This window comes from Paenibacillus sp. 10L310 (genome assembly GCF_056395745.1).
The window spans coordinates 46,916-64,648 of record NZ_JBFTKC010000014.1; the positions used below are offsets into that span (position 1 = coordinate 46,916).

11 protein-coding genes are annotated in these 17,733 nt (G+C 47.9%); 4 read left to right on the forward strand and 7 right to left on the reverse strand.

Annotated elements, in window-relative coordinates:
* Positions 1-9 precede the first annotated feature (9 nt).
* Positions 10-5,196 carry a hypothetical protein gene (locus AC1DE7_RS23815; RefSeq protein ID WP_477535317.1) on the reverse strand — a complete coding sequence of 1,729 codons (5,187 nt, stop codon included), beginning with the start codon at positions 5,194-5,196 and terminating at the stop codon, positions 10-12.
* A gap of 22 nt (positions 5,197-5,218) precedes the next feature.
* Complete coding sequence (locus tag AC1DE7_RS23820; protein ID WP_282319395.1) at positions 5,219-5,929, reverse strand: S1 family peptidase; 711 nt, start codon at positions 5,927-5,929, stop codon at positions 5,219-5,221.
* 243 nt (positions 5,930-6,172) lie between these two features.
* On the opposite strand from AC1DE7_RS23820, the gene AC1DE7_RS23825 reads away from it, so the two are divergent.
* Both AC1DE7_RS23825 and AC1DE7_RS23830 read left to right on the forward strand, forming a co-directional pair.
* Positions 6,173-9,304 carry an ATP-binding protein gene (locus tag AC1DE7_RS23825; RefSeq protein WP_127546809.1) on the forward strand — a complete coding sequence of 1,044 codons (3,132 nt, stop codon included), beginning with the start codon at positions 6,173-6,175 and terminating at the stop codon, positions 9,302-9,304.
* Positions 9,301-10,422, forward strand: a complete 1,122-nt coding sequence (locus AC1DE7_RS23830) for a response regulator (RefSeq protein WP_053061355.1) — start codon at positions 9,301-9,303, stop codon at positions 10,420-10,422. Before AC1DE7_RS23825 ends, AC1DE7_RS23830 begins: the two co-directional genes overlap by 4 nt.
* 177 nt (positions 10,423-10,599) lie before the next feature.
* Here the strand turns inward: AC1DE7_RS23830 and AC1DE7_RS23835 are convergent, their stop codons facing one another.
* The 4 genes from AC1DE7_RS23835 to lpdA all read right to left on the reverse strand — a co-directional run bounded on the left by AC1DE7_RS23835 (position 10,600) and on the right by lpdA (position 15,289).
* On the reverse strand, positions 10,600-11,781 hold the full coding sequence (locus tag AC1DE7_RS23835; RefSeq protein WP_036668338.1) for a DUF4317 domain-containing protein: 1,182 nt from the start codon (positions 11,779-11,781) through the stop codon (positions 10,600-10,602).
* A 284-nt stretch (positions 11,782-12,065) separates the two neighbouring features.
* Positions 12,066-13,238 carry an ABC transporter permease gene (locus AC1DE7_RS23840; RefSeq protein ID WP_477535318.1) on the reverse strand — a complete coding sequence of 391 codons (1,173 nt, stop codon included), beginning with the start codon at positions 13,236-13,238 and terminating at the stop codon, positions 12,066-12,068.
* The gene (locus tag AC1DE7_RS23845) at positions 13,222-13,854 is read right to left on the reverse strand and encodes a biotin/lipoyl-containing protein (RefSeq protein WP_477535319.1); all 633 of its coding nucleotides are present in this window, start codon (positions 13,852-13,854) and stop codon (positions 13,222-13,224) included. The genes AC1DE7_RS23840 and AC1DE7_RS23845 overlap by 17 nt, the downstream gene beginning before the upstream one ends.
* Before the next feature lie 49 nt (positions 13,855-13,903).
* Complete coding sequence (gene lpdA, locus AC1DE7_RS23850) at positions 13,904-15,289, reverse strand: dihydrolipoyl dehydrogenase (RefSeq protein WP_127546815.1); 1,386 nt, start codon at positions 15,287-15,289, stop codon at positions 13,904-13,906.
* Between the two features lie 201 nt (positions 15,290-15,490).
* On the opposite strand from lpdA, the gene AC1DE7_RS23855 reads away from it, so the two are divergent.
* Together AC1DE7_RS23855 and AC1DE7_RS23860 are read left to right on the forward strand one after the other, a co-directional pair.
* Entirely contained in the window at positions 15,491-16,066 is a 576-nt protein-coding gene (locus tag AC1DE7_RS23855) for a TetR/AcrR family transcriptional regulator (RefSeq protein WP_315370434.1), read from the forward strand.
* A 277-nt stretch (positions 16,067-16,343) separates the two neighbouring features.
* The gene (locus AC1DE7_RS23860) at positions 16,344-16,424 is read left to right on the forward strand and encodes a putative holin-like toxin (protein ID WP_353957565.1); all 81 of its coding nucleotides are present in this window, start codon (positions 16,344-16,346) and stop codon (positions 16,422-16,424) included.
* A gap of 220 nt (positions 16,425-16,644) precedes the next feature.
* Here the strand turns inward: AC1DE7_RS23860 and AC1DE7_RS23865 are convergent, their stop codons facing one another.
* Positions 16,645-17,352, reverse strand: coding sequence for a DNA alkylation repair protein (locus AC1DE7_RS23865; RefSeq protein ID WP_477535320.1), 708 nt, complete (start codon positions 17,350-17,352; stop codon positions 16,645-16,647).
* Between the last annotated feature and the right edge of the window lie 381 nt (positions 17,353-17,733).

The window sequence follows — 17,733 nt, forward strand, 5'->3', positions numbered from 1 at the left end:
TCCGTTTCTCTAATTGGCCCGATTAACAAGCAGCGTGGAGTATACGCGTTCGCGCTCCTGATTTTGCACAATGATGGTGTACCATCCTGCTTTGGGCAGTGTAACCTTGAAGTCTTTGCTGATCAGTTCTTTATAGGTCACTCGGGTGGCGATGTATTTCATCTGTCCTTCGCGCACCAGACCCGGGAAATAATAAATGTCGTACGTGCCGAGTTCGTTCTCCAGCTTGGTTCCGCCAGCGGTCTCGATCGTACGGAAGTTGTTCACATTGAACGTGACTGTACCTGTATTCACGATTGCTGTTTCGGATTCGGTATCCGACAACGGAATGCCATTGGCCGTAACAAACATGCCATCTGTCGAACGAACAAACACCGTTTGGAGCGCGTAGCCTGCATTGCCGAGCTGGTCCTTCGCGGTGTAACGAATGGTGTGTTTACCCGTCACCGTCAGGTTCAGAGGTTTCTCCACGTATTGTCCGCCTTCCAGAACATATTCCGCAGCCGTCACCTGAATCTGCTCCGCAGATGTGAGATTGTCACTCACTGTGTATCCACCCAGATCGGTGACCAGATCGAAGCCTGGTTTGTTTTGCAGAACCGTTGTGGAAGCTTTGTTCAGACGGATCGTTGGTGCCGTGTTATCCAGACCCGCAATCGTAAAGTTGACCTGTTTCTTGTTACCAAGTACGTCTGAAAGTAAAATCGAATGCTCGCCATTGCTGGCGTAGTCGGCGCTAAAGTTTGCTACCGGGGTTGCCCCCGCATAGATCGTATTGCCTTCCACTACAGATGATGGCATCACAAGACCTACACGCACTTTGCCTTTGGAGTAGGCTTGATCGCCGATCTGCACCAGCTTGCTGTCATCGATGGTCTGTCCGTCATTGTCTACTCGAACCATCGTAATCTCTTCTACAGCCGGGATCGATCCAACGAGTGTTGTAATCGCATCGGACTCCAGCTTTGCATTGTTCCCTGCGGCATCTGCCAATGAGAAGCGTGCTTTACTGCCCGAAGTCATGACCAATGAAGATTGGTTCGTCCCCGAGCTATTGGACACCACCTGGTAATCCTGAACTTGTCCCTGTTTCGGCAGCACTTGCGCCACAATCAGATTAGACGCGATCACATTACTTGTTGTCGGTGTTGCGAAATGAGTAAATTCTCCGTTTGCGTTGTATCCATCACCCGCGCTATCCACGACAGCAGTACCACTACCGTAACGAATCAACGCTTTGAGATCGGGATGATTGTAGTGCATGACAATATCTGCTTCCGGCGGCGTGGTATCAATGTTGCTCACCGTTGCTATCACACTGCCTGTAAAGCCAACCGCATCTTCGTACTCAAACGTGAATTCTCCGTTCTCGCGGAACGTTTTGGACGACGTTGGCAGATTCGTGATGCGGATCGGTTCACTCGATTGCAGACTTACTTTAACTGTGCTATTCGTTGCCGCAATCGTGGAATACTTCGCATTCACCATTGGCGGAGTATCATCGAAGTTGGAGACGACGATGAACACGGTTGCTGTATTGCTGCCATCCTTCACGGTGAAGGAGTAGCTTCCGTTGCGGTATATTTTGAACCGTTTATTCGCCTCCAGCGTTTCCGGCATTTCCGGGTTGCTGTTTGTTGGCTTCACGGTTTTGCCATCAACGAGGTCGAACAGGATCTCTTGTCCTTCGTTCTGCCCACCATCCTGCAACTTCTCGCCTCCGCGAACCGGCATGATCTGCTCCAATGAAGCAAGCCCATATGCAGGGGCATCCTGAAGCTCGATCTCAGGTGTTACGATATCGCTGATGTTGTCGTAGTAACCTTTGAATTTGACACGAACCTGTGACTTGAGTTGTCCCGAATCATTCGTACCAACAGGAACGCCGACATAGTTCGTATACGGCAGCCAAGTGCTCCAATTGTCTCCGCCGTTGGTGGAAACGGAATAGAAGTACCCTTCCTGTGCTGGCACATCAATCGTCAGTTCCATAATGGCGGTGTACCCGTCATCTCCTGGACCTTCTGTCCGAATCAAACGCGCGCTACCAACAGGTGGTTCACTGCTCAAATAAAACACGGAGAACAGACCACTTGTGTGGTAAAGCTTACTGTTACCCAGGCTATCGCTGGCCTGGACGTACAGACGGTAATTACCGTTGTCCTTTTTGTTGTCTACCTGCAATGTGATCAAACGATCCGCAGGGGACACGCTCCAGCCCTTGCCTTCCGGATCTGGTTCCTTCTCGTCTTGCCCGTCAACCACTTTGATCCATTGGTAACGAATGTTCTTGGCTGCTACACCGTTAAAGTCCACCAACGTGTCAGACACATCAATCTGTACCGTCTGCTCTGGCATCGGATACAAGTATCCCTGCGAACCAAATTTCGTAACAGGTGGCAGATGGTCGAATTTGTACTCCTGATAATAGTAGTAAAAACGTCCGGTATCCTGCTGCTTGATGCGCACATGGGCGTACCAGGTCCCGTTCAACGTTTTGTCGGCAGGGAAGCTGTAGCGCTCGGCGGGTACTTCCCCAAGCTTTGTTTCCTTCGGTGCATTCTCAAAAGCAATCCATTTGCTGTTGCCCACAGGACGTTCAGAGCTTTCACTGTATTGATATTCAATCGTATCGATCGGAACACCGGCTACGGTGAAGTCGGGTCCGTCATTAATCGCATAGGTACCCGGATAGGCTTTGAACTTGGTTGAGATAACAAGCACATCGACCGCTTTGGGATCGGCGGTGGCTGAATGGCCCGCCACATCCTCGGCTTTGGCATGCAGCTCGTATTGTCCGCCTTTGGAGATCGCCGGATCATTCAATGTTGATATCTCAGCTTCACCTTGTGCGTTCAGCTCGGCATCCTGCCACCCGGAAGCGACAGGGCTCTTGCCCGCTGCCACGAACTGGTATTGCACGTTGTTATTTTTAATAGAAGAAGTCGGATCAGTGGCCTTAACCGTAATCTTCACATTGTCGGAGTTATTGTCCACGATGTTTGCAACTTCGACGGTTGGATCGTCATTATCAATTTTCAACAGGCCGACATGGTACGACCAATTGGAATCATCCTGTTTGAAATCGGCCAAAGGCCACTGCGTCGTATTGCCGTAATCGGACAGATTTGGCAATATACTTGAGCGATAATATTCCTCTAACTCAGCAGGTGTTGCATCTGGATGTTGGGCAAGGTAAGCCGCACGTTCGTTGCTGCCTTTGTCGTATTGCATCCGCTGACGTGCCGAGTCCCAACTCATATCCGCAGTCCATGTATGCAAGTACCAGTTCCCGTTCAAATCTTTGCCGTCATCAGGTAGTTCTACTGTCACGCCATTCTGTCCGGTAGACAATACAACATCCTGGAAACCAGATGTATACAGTTCATCGGAAGGCTGCTTCTGTGTCAGGGAATACCGTTTCACAGCGGCAAAGTTGTCGTTTTGCCCAGCGAAGGGATCATTCGGACTCTGGTTCAGCACATAATACACGAGCCCTGAACCACTGCCTGGACGGAACAATCCTTTGCTCGTCTGGCCGTTTAAGTCGGGATCGAACGCATTAATCGTGAATGATCCATTTCCCACGTATTGCCCTTCGGGAATGACTTCTCCGTCCTGATTCTCATAAACAAAATTCACTTCAGGTGCCGTGTTGTCCACAGACAATCCAGCCCAATCAATCTTTTTGACTGGCTCAGTAAGCACGTTACCAGCGTAGTCCGTCAGAGCCTTCCCGTCGCCAGGATTACTGGCATGCTCCAAGGCAGCCGTCTCCAGCAATGACGTTTCGATGCTCTTGCCATCTGGAACCGTCATACGGAACGTCCATGTATTTGTGTTCTGGCCGCCAACATATGCTGCGGTCAAGCCATTGGTAAACTTGAGTCGTGTATCCTCGGTCGGAGTAAACGCGCTGATCACCTGTTCGTTAAGGTACACGGTAAAATCAACAACGTCGCCCTTGTTCAGCACAAGTCCCGTAAGTACTTCAGGCTGTACGCCGTTGCGAGATGCTGAGTACTGCGGTACTCGCGCGTCGATAATGGTACGGAACGTACCACTCGGGTTCGCGTTATCGGCAAAAGGAACTGTTCCAATGCCGTTAAAAGCGGCAACGGGATTACCCGCGCCATCGATAAAGCCCGCTGCATTCATCCGTTCCAGCAATGTTGGACGGTCCTCCTCGGAGGGCGCGATCAGGCGCTTCGGATCAATAGGAATGTTGCCTGTGCTATCATTTAACGCAGCCTGATATCGGAGGTTAAAAGTGGAGCGTGCATGAATGTTCCGATCCAGTCCACCCTGCGAAAAGTCACTGTATCCGCTATCTGCGCTTGTTAGATAATAAACGGAAGGATCGAAGCCGTCTCCACCCGGATTACTGAACAGTTCGGTACGCATGAAGCTGAATTTGCCATCAATTCGGTCAGAGGCAAGCTCTGCAAAATCAGGAAACACCGGCTCGCTGAAGTTCAGCGCAAGGTTGAGGTTGCTCCCTTGCTTTAGGAACAATTCATTCTTTTGTACCGCCGGATCAGCATTGAATCGAACTGCACCGGTATGGGTCAGTGTATTGCCGTTGTATGTAGGGGGTGTGATATCCGCGAAATAGAGTTCAATGTCGTCGATGTTCTCTATCGTAAACCCCGTAATCGAAATTTGAATGGTATCATTAGCGCCAAATGAAATCCATGACGAATTTGCGGAGGCCCCTGATTGCATTGCACCCTGCCTATATTTGGAACCTCCATTAACGGAAACATCCAAACTAGCTGCCATTGTCCAGGATCCTGTAAGACGTTTGATTTTCAATAGCATTTTGGCATCACCGCTTTCAGCCAGGCGCTTCAAGACGGGATTGGATTGAACGTTAATCGTTCCGCTGAATCTTGTATCCATTGCAAAACCCTTTTCAAAAGTCATGTAACTCGGTCCCAATGATTTTACATTCTTCAAATCCGTGGATACGCCCTGTGCCTTGCCAGCAAATATTCCAAAGCTGTTCGCTTCGTCCTTCTTCACGTTGTTATTCCAGGAAGACATGTCTTCCCGATTGATGATTTTGCCGCCGCCATTCGGAATAAGAATATCCGTGTACTCCGCAGCTGCGGAAACGGTCGGCAGGTGTGGCCAGCTCACAGACGTCAACGTCAGCAAGGCAACAAGCAGGCAGATTGATAACTTTTTGAACATGCGAGATTCCCCTTTTTCCCCGTTATGTATTCGACTTCTTCATCAGCTTGCGAATATCTTCGATCGTTACACAGATATGAATGCCAGTCATTGTCCGAAACGAACCGGAGATTAATCCGATCACGCGACCCTCTTCATTTAACAAAGGACCACCCGACATGCCCGCAGACACCTGCGCGGAAGTCAGCAAGCGAATGACATCGTTCACCTCGGCGGTTGGTGCATTCACGATGCCCTCCGTAATGATCTTGCCATCCTTTAGCGGGTATCCGATGGCAAACGATCGTTGCCCATATCTTGCAGACTGCTTGTCCGCTGAGAGGGTAAGGACCGGACGTTTTTTACTATTCTGCACAGACAGCATAGCCACATCGGTATCCATGTCAGCGCTCAGAACCGTTATCTTTTCAATGGAACCATCTTCAAATACAGCTTCGAAAGAAACCCCGTCCTTCACAACATGGGCTGCTGTAAGTGCTCTACCATTACCGATGAGAAAACCGGTACCTACCGTTTTGAGCGTTCCGTCCTTGCGATACGCTTTCAAGTAAAAGACAGCTTGCGCCGCGGACTGATACACTTTTTCAGCTCCCGATATGGCCACTTGTCCGGTTCCAGCGGCTTTGGCAACGGATACACCTGTATATCCATTCAGACATGCCACAGCAATCAGTACAGCCAGCAAGCCAATCATCTGACGCCGCAAACGCCATGATGTGATGCTCCTCTTCATTTCTCTCAACTCCATCAGCCCATAGTCGCGCAAAGATAGGTCTTTTGATGCTTTTTCTGCGTCCGTTCGACATATCTTGCTTCCGCATTATAATGGATCACAATAAACAAGCAATAAACAGAAAAAAATTTGTCGAAATGTGATTGCGCCCCCCAGAGATATTCGCTACAATGCCGATAGAATACAAGAGATTTTGTCCGAAGCTACCAAAGGATTGAACAATCTCTAAAGGAGCAGCATTTCGTGTTATTAAAAATTTCAGGCGTTGTCCTGACTGTTTTACTCGCTATTACAGTACTGCTGCTGTCAACGATCAGAGAACCACAATCTGCTGCGCTTCATGCCCGTCAAGGTGTTCTGGACCTCTCGGCCTGGGACCCTGAACAAGACGAGCGGATCAAGCTGGACGGGGAGTGGGAATTTTACTGGGAGCGATTGCTTCCTGACGAATCTGCAACATCGAATCAGGCTGGTCCAACGAAAGCACCCGACACTTATGCAACCGTTCCCGGCTCCTGGAATCGACTTAAAGTGGATGGTGAACGACTGCCAACCCACGGCTTCGCCACGTATCGACTGGTGCTGCGTAATGCACCTGTTGAAGGAACACTGGCGATCAAAAAAATGAACATCCGTTTTGCTAGCGAAATCTACATCAATGGCAACAAGCTGCTGGAAGACGGGCATGCCGTGGCAAAATCCGCAGGTTACCGACCAGGCAACTCCCCCCAGATTGGCTTTTTCCCCTATCATGGCGGTGACATTGAGATTTTGATCCGGGTGGCTAATTACGATTACACGGACTCTGGCATTCCGGGTCCACTCTTTTTTGGCGAACAAGCAGCCATGCTGAAAAAACATCAATTCAACACAGCTATCGAATTTGGCACGCTTGCTGTACTGGGTACCATTTCGATCATATTCCTCATCAGTTACCTGGGGTCTGCACTCTACCGAAACAGGGACGACTCCCTGCTGCTGATTGGTCTAATCTGTCTGCTGTATGCACTCTATAACGGCATGATCAGCGAACGTGTGTTATCGATGGCGGGCACGGAAATCTCCTTTAGCACACTCTATAAATTAAAAGATTTCTGCTCTGTGGCATGTCTGGGTCTGTTAACCTTTTACTTCTACCGATTCAAAACAGGCATCCTGTCCGGTATGCTCACGGCGTTGATCCTGATCATCTTCGGAGCTTACTTATGTATGGTCACGCTCCTGCCTATTTCCATCTACGGGCTGGCTGCGCCTTACGTCGTCGTTATGTACACGTTGATGTTGCTCTGGTTGCTGTATCAATGTGCAAAACAGTTCCTAACTAGTGAGAAGGGCGAACGGCTGTCTACTTTTCTGTGGTACGCAGCTCTCTTAAGCATCATGCTGTATTGTCTGGACATTAATCTCTTCTCGATCTCGCTCAAGGAAAATATGAATATCGGGCAGGCTTCCATTGTCCTGTTCAGCATCCTGATGCTGTTTCTAGCGGTGCTTCGGTTCTTCGAGGCCTATCGTACGGTCCGCACCCTCAAAGATCAGTTGCTCTTGCTGGACAAGGTGAAGGACGACTTCCTGTCCAATACTTCGCATGAGCTCAAAACACCGCTGAACGCGATTGTTAACATCAGTGAAAGCCTGCTTAAAGGCGCAGAAGGTCCCCTTACCGATGAGCAAGCGCACAATCTGGCGATCGTGACGGGAAGTGGCAGACGATTAACCTATCTGGTCGATGAATTGCTGGATTATTCGAAAATGAAACATGGCGACATCCCGCTCCACCGGTCTTCGACCGATCTGTACTCGTTTGTCGAATCGGTCATGCGTATGCACTCCTTCCTGCTTGGCGCGAAAAAGGTGGAGCTTATCAACCGCATCCCGGCGCATTTCCCGCCGATCTATGCAGACGGCAACCGACTGATTCAGATTTTGCATAATCTGATCGGCAATGCCGTTAAGTTCACGGAACGTGGCACGGTAAGCATCAAAGCTGCGGTTGTGCAAGGCAAAGCGGAAATACGCATTGTGGATACCGGTCGTGGTATCGGTACGGACAAACTGGAGCACATCTTCCTGCCGTTCGAGCAGGAAGCGGATACGGGACCAGTCGTTGCTGGAGGCACCGGTCTGGGACTAAGCATTACGCGCAAGCTGGTCGAGCTGCATGGGGGAACCATTCATGCGGAATCAGCACCCGGCATGGGTGCCACGTTCATCCTGACTTTTCCACTGGCAGATGGCAAAGGTGAGAAACGATCTAACGTCATGCCGCTTACCATCGCTCCTACAGGTTCTGGTAATCGGCTACTCCGATTCGAAGAACCAACGATTGTACAAGGGAATAAAGACGAATGGATCATCGTTGTGGATGACGACTCGGCTAATTTGCAGACAATAGTGAATCTCTTGAAGCTGGAAGGATACAGTTACGCGGTAACTGCACGTTCCCCTTCCGTACTGGAACTGCTCGACCAGCTTCCCGCCGTACATCTCGTCATTGCTGATATCATGATGCCCGACATGTCGGGTTACGAATTGCTGGAACGAATCAGGGAGCGCTTCTCTCCTTCCGAGTTGCCTGTACTCATGCTGACGGCGAGTAATAAAGCTAATCAATTGAAGCTGGCCTTGGAGAAAGGCGCCAATGATTTTGTATCCAAGCCGTTCGAATCGGAGGAACTGCTGGCACGGATCGGCGGTTTGACTCGGATGAAAACATCCGTGCAAGCTGCGCGAGATGCGGAAATATCTTTTTTGCGGTCTCAGATGAACCCACACTTTCTGTATAACGCCCTGAACGCCATTGCCGAATTGTGTGTGGATGCGCCGAATCGGGCAGAACAATTGATTTTGCAATTATCGAGTTACTTACGGCGGAGTGTGCACTTTAAACATCTCGACTCAAAAACTAGCCTGATGAACGAACTGGAGATGATCGAGGCATATGTAGCCATAGAGCAAGCCCGTTTTGGCTCAAGGTTGGAGGTCATTATCGATGTGGATGCGGACGTGAACCGGAATATGGACATTCCACCGCTCACGTTACAGCCCCTGATCGAAAACGCGATTCGGCATGGGCTGATGTCCAGCATTCGCGGTGGTCGGGTCATGTTGTCTATCCGCAATCTGAATGATACGGAAACACGGTTCACCATCGAGGACAACGGAATCGGCATAACCAAGCAACGGATGGACGAAATTCGGCAATCCACGGACGGCAGTAACGGCGTTGGACTATGGAATATTTCCAGCCGGTTGAACCTGCTGTATGGCAGACACCTTCAGATGGAAAGTCTGGACGGCGAGGGAACGCGGATTACATTTGATCTTCCAAATCAACGTCTAAGCACAGATGGGAACGGAGGTTATGAAACATGAAGATGAAAGTCATCATCGTGGACGATGAGGATTTGTCGCTGAAGCGACTGAATCGCATTTTGACAGAAAGCGGAGAAGTCAAGGTATCTCGTGCGTTTCATGACCCGGAGGAAGCCTGTGAATATGCGGCAGAGAATAGCTTCGATGCGGCATTTCTGGACATTACGATGCCTCGCATCTCGGGTATGCAACTCATTGGTGAACTGCGTAAACATCATCCTTCGCTTCCAATCGTGCTGGTGACCGGTTATGAGGAATATGCGGTGCAGGCCTTCGACAAAGAGGTCATCGATTACGTCATCAAGCCGGTCACGGCTGAGCGACTGAACCGCAGCATCAAACGGTTGCAGGAAAAGCTTCACAAGTCCGTGACAACACCTGAACCAGCGGTGCCTGGACCCAAACTGAACGTTCGTCTGTTCGGTGAATTCACCGTGTTTGGCGGTGCCGGAGCAGACAGTCCCATCAAGCTTAGAACGCCCAAAACCGAAGAGTTACTTGCATTCTTGCTGTATACCAAATCAACCACCCGCGATGCCTTGGCCGATACGTTGTGGAAGGACCTCAGTCCGCAGAAAGCCTGGACCAACATCAATTCCACACTGTACTACGTGCGACGTGCCATCGGTGATAACAGTGACGTGCCGATCATTCTCAAGGACAGAAACGGTATCCGTATCGACCGGGAAGCGATTAACTGTGATCTGTACGAGTTCGAGACTTTGTTCCGGCAGATGCGTCAGGCCTCGGCACATCGCCCCGAGCTCTTCGAGCGGATGGATACGTTGTATACGGGTGAACTTCTGAAAGGAAGGCATTATGAGTGGGCTTTCGCTTGGTCCAGACAGCTGGAGCTGGATTTCATCATGACGATGGAAACTGCGGCCCACTATCACGCGAAGGCAGGCGAGCCGTTACGGGCGCTGTATTATTTTGAACGTATCCTCCAGATTGATTCGATTCGGGAAGATATTCATCGCGAGATCATCCTGTTGTATCTGTCGCTTGGACGAAGAACCGAAGCGCAGCGACAGTATCTGGTGCTGGAGGAATTGCTCAAAGAGGAGCTTGGCTCCAGTCCGGCAGCGGATATCAAACAACTGCTGCGACAGTCATGAAACAGCAAAAAAGCCCATGCCTTGGCGATAATGAACTGCTCCCATCGTAGTCTTCTACGGTCTACTATGACAGGAGCAGTTCACTGTTGCTTTTGGCTTGGGCTTTTTGCAATAAATGGACGTTTATTCGTCCTTGCAGGATTATTTTACATCTTCATCTTCATGATCTAGAATCAATTACTCATTTATAAGTTTTTCTGTATTAAGGGTAAAGCCTTCAATCACGACATCTTCGTCCACTTCAATCATGATGCAACGTCTGCCTTGATAATTCACCTGCTTCACATATCTCAGGTCTTGCGGGCTAACCGAAATCGTAGCAACCTTGGTCTCAATCTTAATGGACTTGGACGTGAACTTCGGCATAACACTGGTTGCCTTCATCTCATAGTTCTTGTTATCAACGATGGTTTCGAAGGCACGTTCTACTTTCTCTGTTGTCAGATCCTCTATACCACTTGCGGTCAGTACACGTTCCAGATCTTTATAATCCAGCTTCGGAGGTTCTTCCTCATGGGACTCTTCGTTAATCTCGATGACCCGGTTGATCTCCTCATATACATGTGCAATGGTGGCTGAATCTAGCTGTTCACCGGCCACTTCCTTGACGATATCTTCGAAGATCGCCCGTTCTTCTAGTGCGGTAACGGATCTTTCTCCATTCAGTACATTTTCAACAAAATGCGGATCTGGGAAATTAGATTTCCCTGTACAATACAGTACACGATTCACATCGGAGTAGTTGTCCGTCACGCTAGGGTACAGGAACCCTTGCTCTGGCGTGCTTAATTTGATAATCGGATCTACAATAATGTTGTATTTGAATTCTCTCTCCACGTAATCAAACAAGAGTGTCTTCCGCTGTTTCTCCGTGGAATTTACGCTGCACAGAATGAACGGATGGGCGAACACCTCATTCTTCTCACTCTCTTCCGTAGCTTCGTTTCTAGCCTTGGTCGGCAGATAATACTGTCCACGCACGAACGTAGCTACCATATCCCGCTCAAACTTCGTATCCACCAACATTCGATCCACGAGCAGTAACATCAGATCCTGCCATTCATCCGGATCACCTGTTACCAGAGCCTGGTGAAGCAGTACCTGAGCCGGGTCCTCCGCCGCTTCCTGGAACTTCAATTCGAATAACTTCTGATCCAAATCACCTGTCAGCAATTTTTTGAAATTGCCCATGTACAGCTCCTGCTTCTCTCTATCCACCAGTTCGAACGGGTGACGCTCCCAGTGATAGACCTCATTGGTTTCCTTCGTAATATACACGTTGAGAATATCGTAAATATTCAGTAGATCGTGATCGAGTTTAAACTGCTTGCGTATATGCGCGACTTCTTTTTTATTCATGATTCGTTAGACAACTCCCATAATAAATAATTTTATCTGCGTGCAACTCTATATCCTAAAAATCAGTGCTCCCTTGGAAGTTTTCATCTGAGCAGTAGGTCACAAATAGGGGCAGCTATGGAGTAGCTGGATCAAGCCGTTCTTGCTCTCCATTTCTGTACTCTCAGTGAGAAATTATATCATATAATGATGACGATTAATGAGAATCAATCTATGGAAACAGAAAGACGCAACAGGAATGACTCCCGTGCGTCTTTTTTCGTTGTTTAACGATTCTTAAAAAATTAATTACTGCTCGGTAATATATCCGTATTCAACAGTGGTTCCCTGTCAGGAGAAAGTTTCCTTGCTTCCCGCAGAAACAGTAATCCCATAAACAAGGACACTCCGCCAATAATAATCAGCAATGCCCCCAACTCCTGACTGTAGGCTGTCAGCGCCCCGTCCCTAAACGCCATTCCACGAATCAGACGGTTAAGCCAGTTCATGGGTAATGCCCCTGCGAACATTTGGAACGGTTCTGGGAACGCCAGTGGTGTTAGTTGAATTCCCGTAGCCAGAAAGGACGGATATAATACCAAGCTGGTCCGCAGATTGACTTTGGATAAGTCTTTGGCAGTGTATCCAATCAGCATACCCATGAGTGACAAAGCAAAAGCATAAACAACTAACGGAATGATAAAAAGATAAGGCTCTGCTTCAAACCGCATTCCCCCCACCTGCTTTAATAATCCATAGGATAGAAGCAGCGAAAGTGAACTCAACACAACGTAAGGTATAATCCGAACCCATAGTTGAAAGGGTGACTTTCCGTTTGCAAACAGTTTCCCTTCCTGACGAAGCCGGGGTACAATTGAGCCCGCTGCACTTGTTGTAATCATCAATACTACGATATTCACAAATCCAAGCACCATAAAACCGACATAACTGGAGGTTGGATTAAACAGCATCCGTTGCTGAAGGGATAACGGTGACACGATTCCTTTAGCTGTCTCGGCATCCATCCCTTTTTGGATCAGACGTGTCATGGAAAGGGTCATATTCTCTGTCAGTATGATTTCCTGAATCGCAGTGCGAATACCTGTTAACCCCGAGGGCATCGTGTTATCCATCAAGATGCCGATATTCGTCGATTTCCCTTGTTGTTGACGCAATCCCAACTGATTGGGAAGCATAATGACCGCTACAGCCTGCTCGTTGGCAAGCAATATTTCAGGACTCATTCGGCTCGCATATACGCTTTTGACGCTCATGTATTGAGACGCATTTATTTTGGAGATCAATTGCCGTGAATATTCGCTATGATCCTCATCAATGACCACAACTGGTGATTTACTGAGTTGATTCTGCGAGAACATTAAGCCGAAAAATAAGGCTGCAATCATTGGCCCAATAAAAATTAGCCGTATATACTTACTGCCTACAACGTACTTCCACTCGTCAATCAGTGATTTCATCAAGTTTCACCTCTGCCGTCATCCCCGGAAGCAAATCGGTATTCGAATCCATCGATATTCGGACCAGAAACATGCTCAAATCGGCTTGCCCTTTTTCCCGCGACATACGCAAGTTCGCAAACTGAGGAGCAGTTGAGATGGAAATAATACTCCCCTTCACCTGCGTTGGCTGATCCAAATAAGGGAAATGAACATCAATGCTTTGATTCACTTCAAGCTGTTGAATTTCACTTTCCTGTATGTAAAGGTCGATGTAATACGTATTCTTTTGTACAACTGCCAGCGGGACTCCTGCTTGAACTTGATCTCCCTGTATTACAGCAACTCGGTCAACCAACCCGTCATACGGTGCGAGTACATCCACATCTCCCTCCCCGGCTGATTTCACTTTGAAAAGTACCTCTCCCTCTTTCACGGAGTCACCTGCAGACGCACCAACCTCTGCAATTGCTCCGGGGCTATTCTGATAAATTAAAGTCGTTTGCTCTGCCTCAAGTATGCCTTGTTTCCGGCTCTCGGCCTGACTTACAGCATCCTTTCCTTTAACAGCCAAAAGTGAACCTCCAACAATGAGCACCATCGCAATTCCGATATACAAACCTGCTTTTATCTTCATCCTTATATCTCTCCCATTCCCAATCCTCGTGTATGGTTAAATTTGCTGACTATTTTTGCTTTTTCATTTTGGTGACCGCGTTCTCGGCTGCCTCCATGATCACTTCTCCCAAAGTCGGATGAGGATGAATCGTCATGGCCAGATCTTCCACGGTTGCCCCCATCTCAATTGCGAGTGCGAGCTCCGATATCAGTGTGGATGCCTCCACGCCTACGATTTGCGCACCAATGACAATTCCTGTGGTCGGGTCTGCCACTATTTTCACAAATCCTTCGGGTTCTCTTAATGCCAATGCTCTTCCGTTAATCCCGAAAGAAGATTTCCCAATAACCACCGGAACGGCCTGTGCAATGGCTTCCGTCTCACTTACCCCAACACTGGATATCTCCGGATCAGAAAAGACAACAAGCGGAATCACCTTGTAATCCACTTTGGAGGTAAGACCCGCAATGGCTTCTGCGGCTACTTTGGCTTCATAGGATGCCTTGTGGGCAAGTGCCGGACCGGCTGTAATATCTCCAATGGCATAAATGTGCGGGATAACCGTTCTGCACTGTTCATCCGTGTCAACCAGTCCCTTGTTTGTTACGGGCAAACCTATGCGTTTCAGTCCTAACTGGCCGTCTGTATTGGGTTTCCTGCCGATCGTAACCAATACATATTCTGCCGTAACTTGTTGCTGCTCCTGTTTTTTTGAATAATGCAGTGTAACGGAATCCGCATTGTGCTCCACCTTTTCAGCAATCGCTCCGGTTACGATCTGGATGCCATCCGCCTTCAATTGTTTGACTACAGGGGCTACAAGTTCCCCCTCGAATCCAGGCAATACTTGGGCCCCTCCCTCCAGAATCGTTACCTTGGTTCCAAATTTGGCATACATCTGTCCAAGCTCCACTCCAATATACCCTCCGCCGATCACAACCAAACTACTCGGAACCTCCCCCAAAGACAGTGCTTCTGTGGAAGATAAGATGCGACCTCCAACTGGAAATGCTGGCAGCTCAATTGGACGAGACCCCGTTGCCAGTATGAGATTTTTAAAAGAAATGCTTTGCTCCTGCCCAGCTTGCTGGATCATGGCTGTGTGCTCATCCACCAGACTAGCCTCTCCTTCCAGAGTGTTCACACCCGCAGTCTTTAACAAATAGTGGACGCCACCTGCCTGTTTATTCACAACTCCCTGTTTAAAATCCTGAGCAGTCTTAAATGTAGCTGCCGCGTCAGCTTGATTGAACTGTCTGAACCAATCATAACGATGCGATTCCGCAATTAAGGCTTTGGATGGTATGCAACCCACATGTGTGCAGACTCCGCCGAGCTGTTTACGTTCAACAATCGCCGTTTTCATCCCCAACTGCGAAGAACGAAGCGCCGCCACATATCCCCCTGGACCTGATCCAATAACTAACGTATCCACAGATTCAAGCTTGCTCATAGTCTGATACCTCCCGATTTGAAGTCAATTTAAAATATGATGACCATAATATATTATAACCATCATATTTTAAGACCGTCAACAATCGTATTGTCCCTTTTGAAAATGAACAGATATCCAGTCGCCAAATTGACAGGCTTTATTATGATGACTATAATATTTTATAAAAGCAGAACGATGAAAGCTATGGAGTGAGTGATCATGCCCTATCCCAAAGGACATAAGATAAAAGTACGAGGTAAGATTGTTGAGAGTGCTGCTCGAGCTTTTCGCACCAATGGTATCCAGGAGGTGAGTGTCCCGTTTATTATGAAGGGAGCTGGATTAACTCATGGAGGGTTCTATTCACACTTTGACAACAAGGAACAATTGGTTGCCGAAGCCTGCGAATATGCCATTAGTGATACCATTACACTTCTAAAGAACGTGGCTGATCAGGAAGAGCAGAATTCCAAAATTAATAAAGTAATCGATTATTATTTGAGTCCGTATCACCGCGACCAAACGGAAATGAGCTGTATTTTCCCCGCCCTTTCCAGCGAAATATCCCGTTCGTCCGAAGAGGTTCGGCAGGTATTTACCCATGAATTGGAGCGGATGATCGCTTTTATCTCCAATCTGGCTGAGATTGATGTGTCCAGAGGTCGTGCACTGTTCAGTACAATGGTTGGTTCGCTTGTACTTGCACGCTCTGTTAGTGATCCTGAGCTTAGCGACAGCTTTCTCTCGGCAGGCAGACAGCAAGCCAAAGAAATGGTTAAAAGGAACGATATGTAGCCTCGATGTTGCTATATGCTTATTATCTAGCTGTCAACAAAAAACACGCCTATAAATGGCGTGTTTTTCTTATCTGTTTGCAACTAAATAAATTCCATACTAGCCACCGTAACGCTCTTTTCGCATTCAAAGCACGGGGTCATTAACATTCCCAAACTTTTATAAAAACGAATTATTGTTCATCTATTAGGTCCAAGAAAAATATGGTATACTCACAGAGCAATGGAAAGGCTTATATGGGCGGTCGGCTAATCTCCCGGAAGGGAGGTGATGCCTTGTGACAGTATTTGAAGCAATTATGCTAATGCTTACCTTCGGTTTGCTGATTGTAGCGCTGCTGTCCAATAAACACAAGTAGACCGCCCACCCTTGCAAAGGTTGCGGTCTACTTGATCGTGTATCCTCTTGTTAAGCCCACCGCCCTTAAAAGCGGCTATTGCGTCAGAGAGTCGTGTTACCGCACGGCTCTCTTTGCATTATAAGCTGTTTCTGTCCTCATTATAACATGGAGATTGTGGATTTCAATCCCACGATAACCATATGTTCCATATGTTAAAACTGACGATACGGCGAAAATTTCAGCATCTTACATATTTACGCTTGAAGCCCGTCCGACCTTTTTCCACAGCCTTTTGGATATTCTCAGAGGCATTCAGTAGCTTGCTCTTGGGCTTGTCCTTGTTCACTTCAACGGGGCCAACGACCTGAGCTGCCTCCACCGCCTGATCGTGCAACGGTTGATAGGATGTTGCAACGGTATACAGGAAGTTGTTCATCGAATATTTTGTTCGTTCCGGAGATTCGTGAATCATCTTTTTGACCTGTTCCAGCATCTCCATTAGTTTATTCTCCGAAAATTCAGCATCCTTTCGACTGCCGAGTAACCAACAGTAACAGCTCCATCCTGCTGACATTTTCAGCTCATCTCCGCTGGCGATCCACTTATCCGAAACTTCTTGAGCAATATCCGTCTCGGCTAACGTCACAGCAACGATAAAGTCAGAGATCATGTAAAAATAAGCAGCGTCAATCCAACGATCAAAATCTGCTTCCGTCATCGCTTGAGGATCGGCAATCACGCCCGCAAAGTACATCGCATCATAATTCCCCGTTGCATATAGTTCCTCCGCCAAAGGCTGATCCTTTTTGATCCGCTTCGCCATTGGTTTCATCGCTCCGGTTGCCACGCCAAATAGCGGTTCATGCGCACCGTTGGAGATATAGATTTTTTTCGTTCGTTCTTTGCCCAGCGCTTCAAGCTCCTGCATCACTTCATCTAGATTCATTTCGTGACACTCCCAATCCTATAAATTATATATCTAATCAAATCAATCAGACACTTATGTTTAACAAAAAACCGATGAGAAATCGTACATTATCCAATTGGAATCCTTCTGGCATATGCATAATCGTTACGACGGAATTACTACCTTAAGTATGAGGGGTTCCCCACTGGAGTATTTTTCCTAAAAAAACTGAATACTATTCAAATTTCCCTGTTGCTCTGACAACCTGTTCGAGTATTATCACCGATCATAACATCCATACCATTTTTTCGCACAGATCCCTGAAAAGATAGGTATAACTTTTTCGCAGACAGACATTTTTCCTTTCTTATGCTTCTACCGACAACTTCTGAATACCTGCCGAGAGCCGGATTGGAAGAG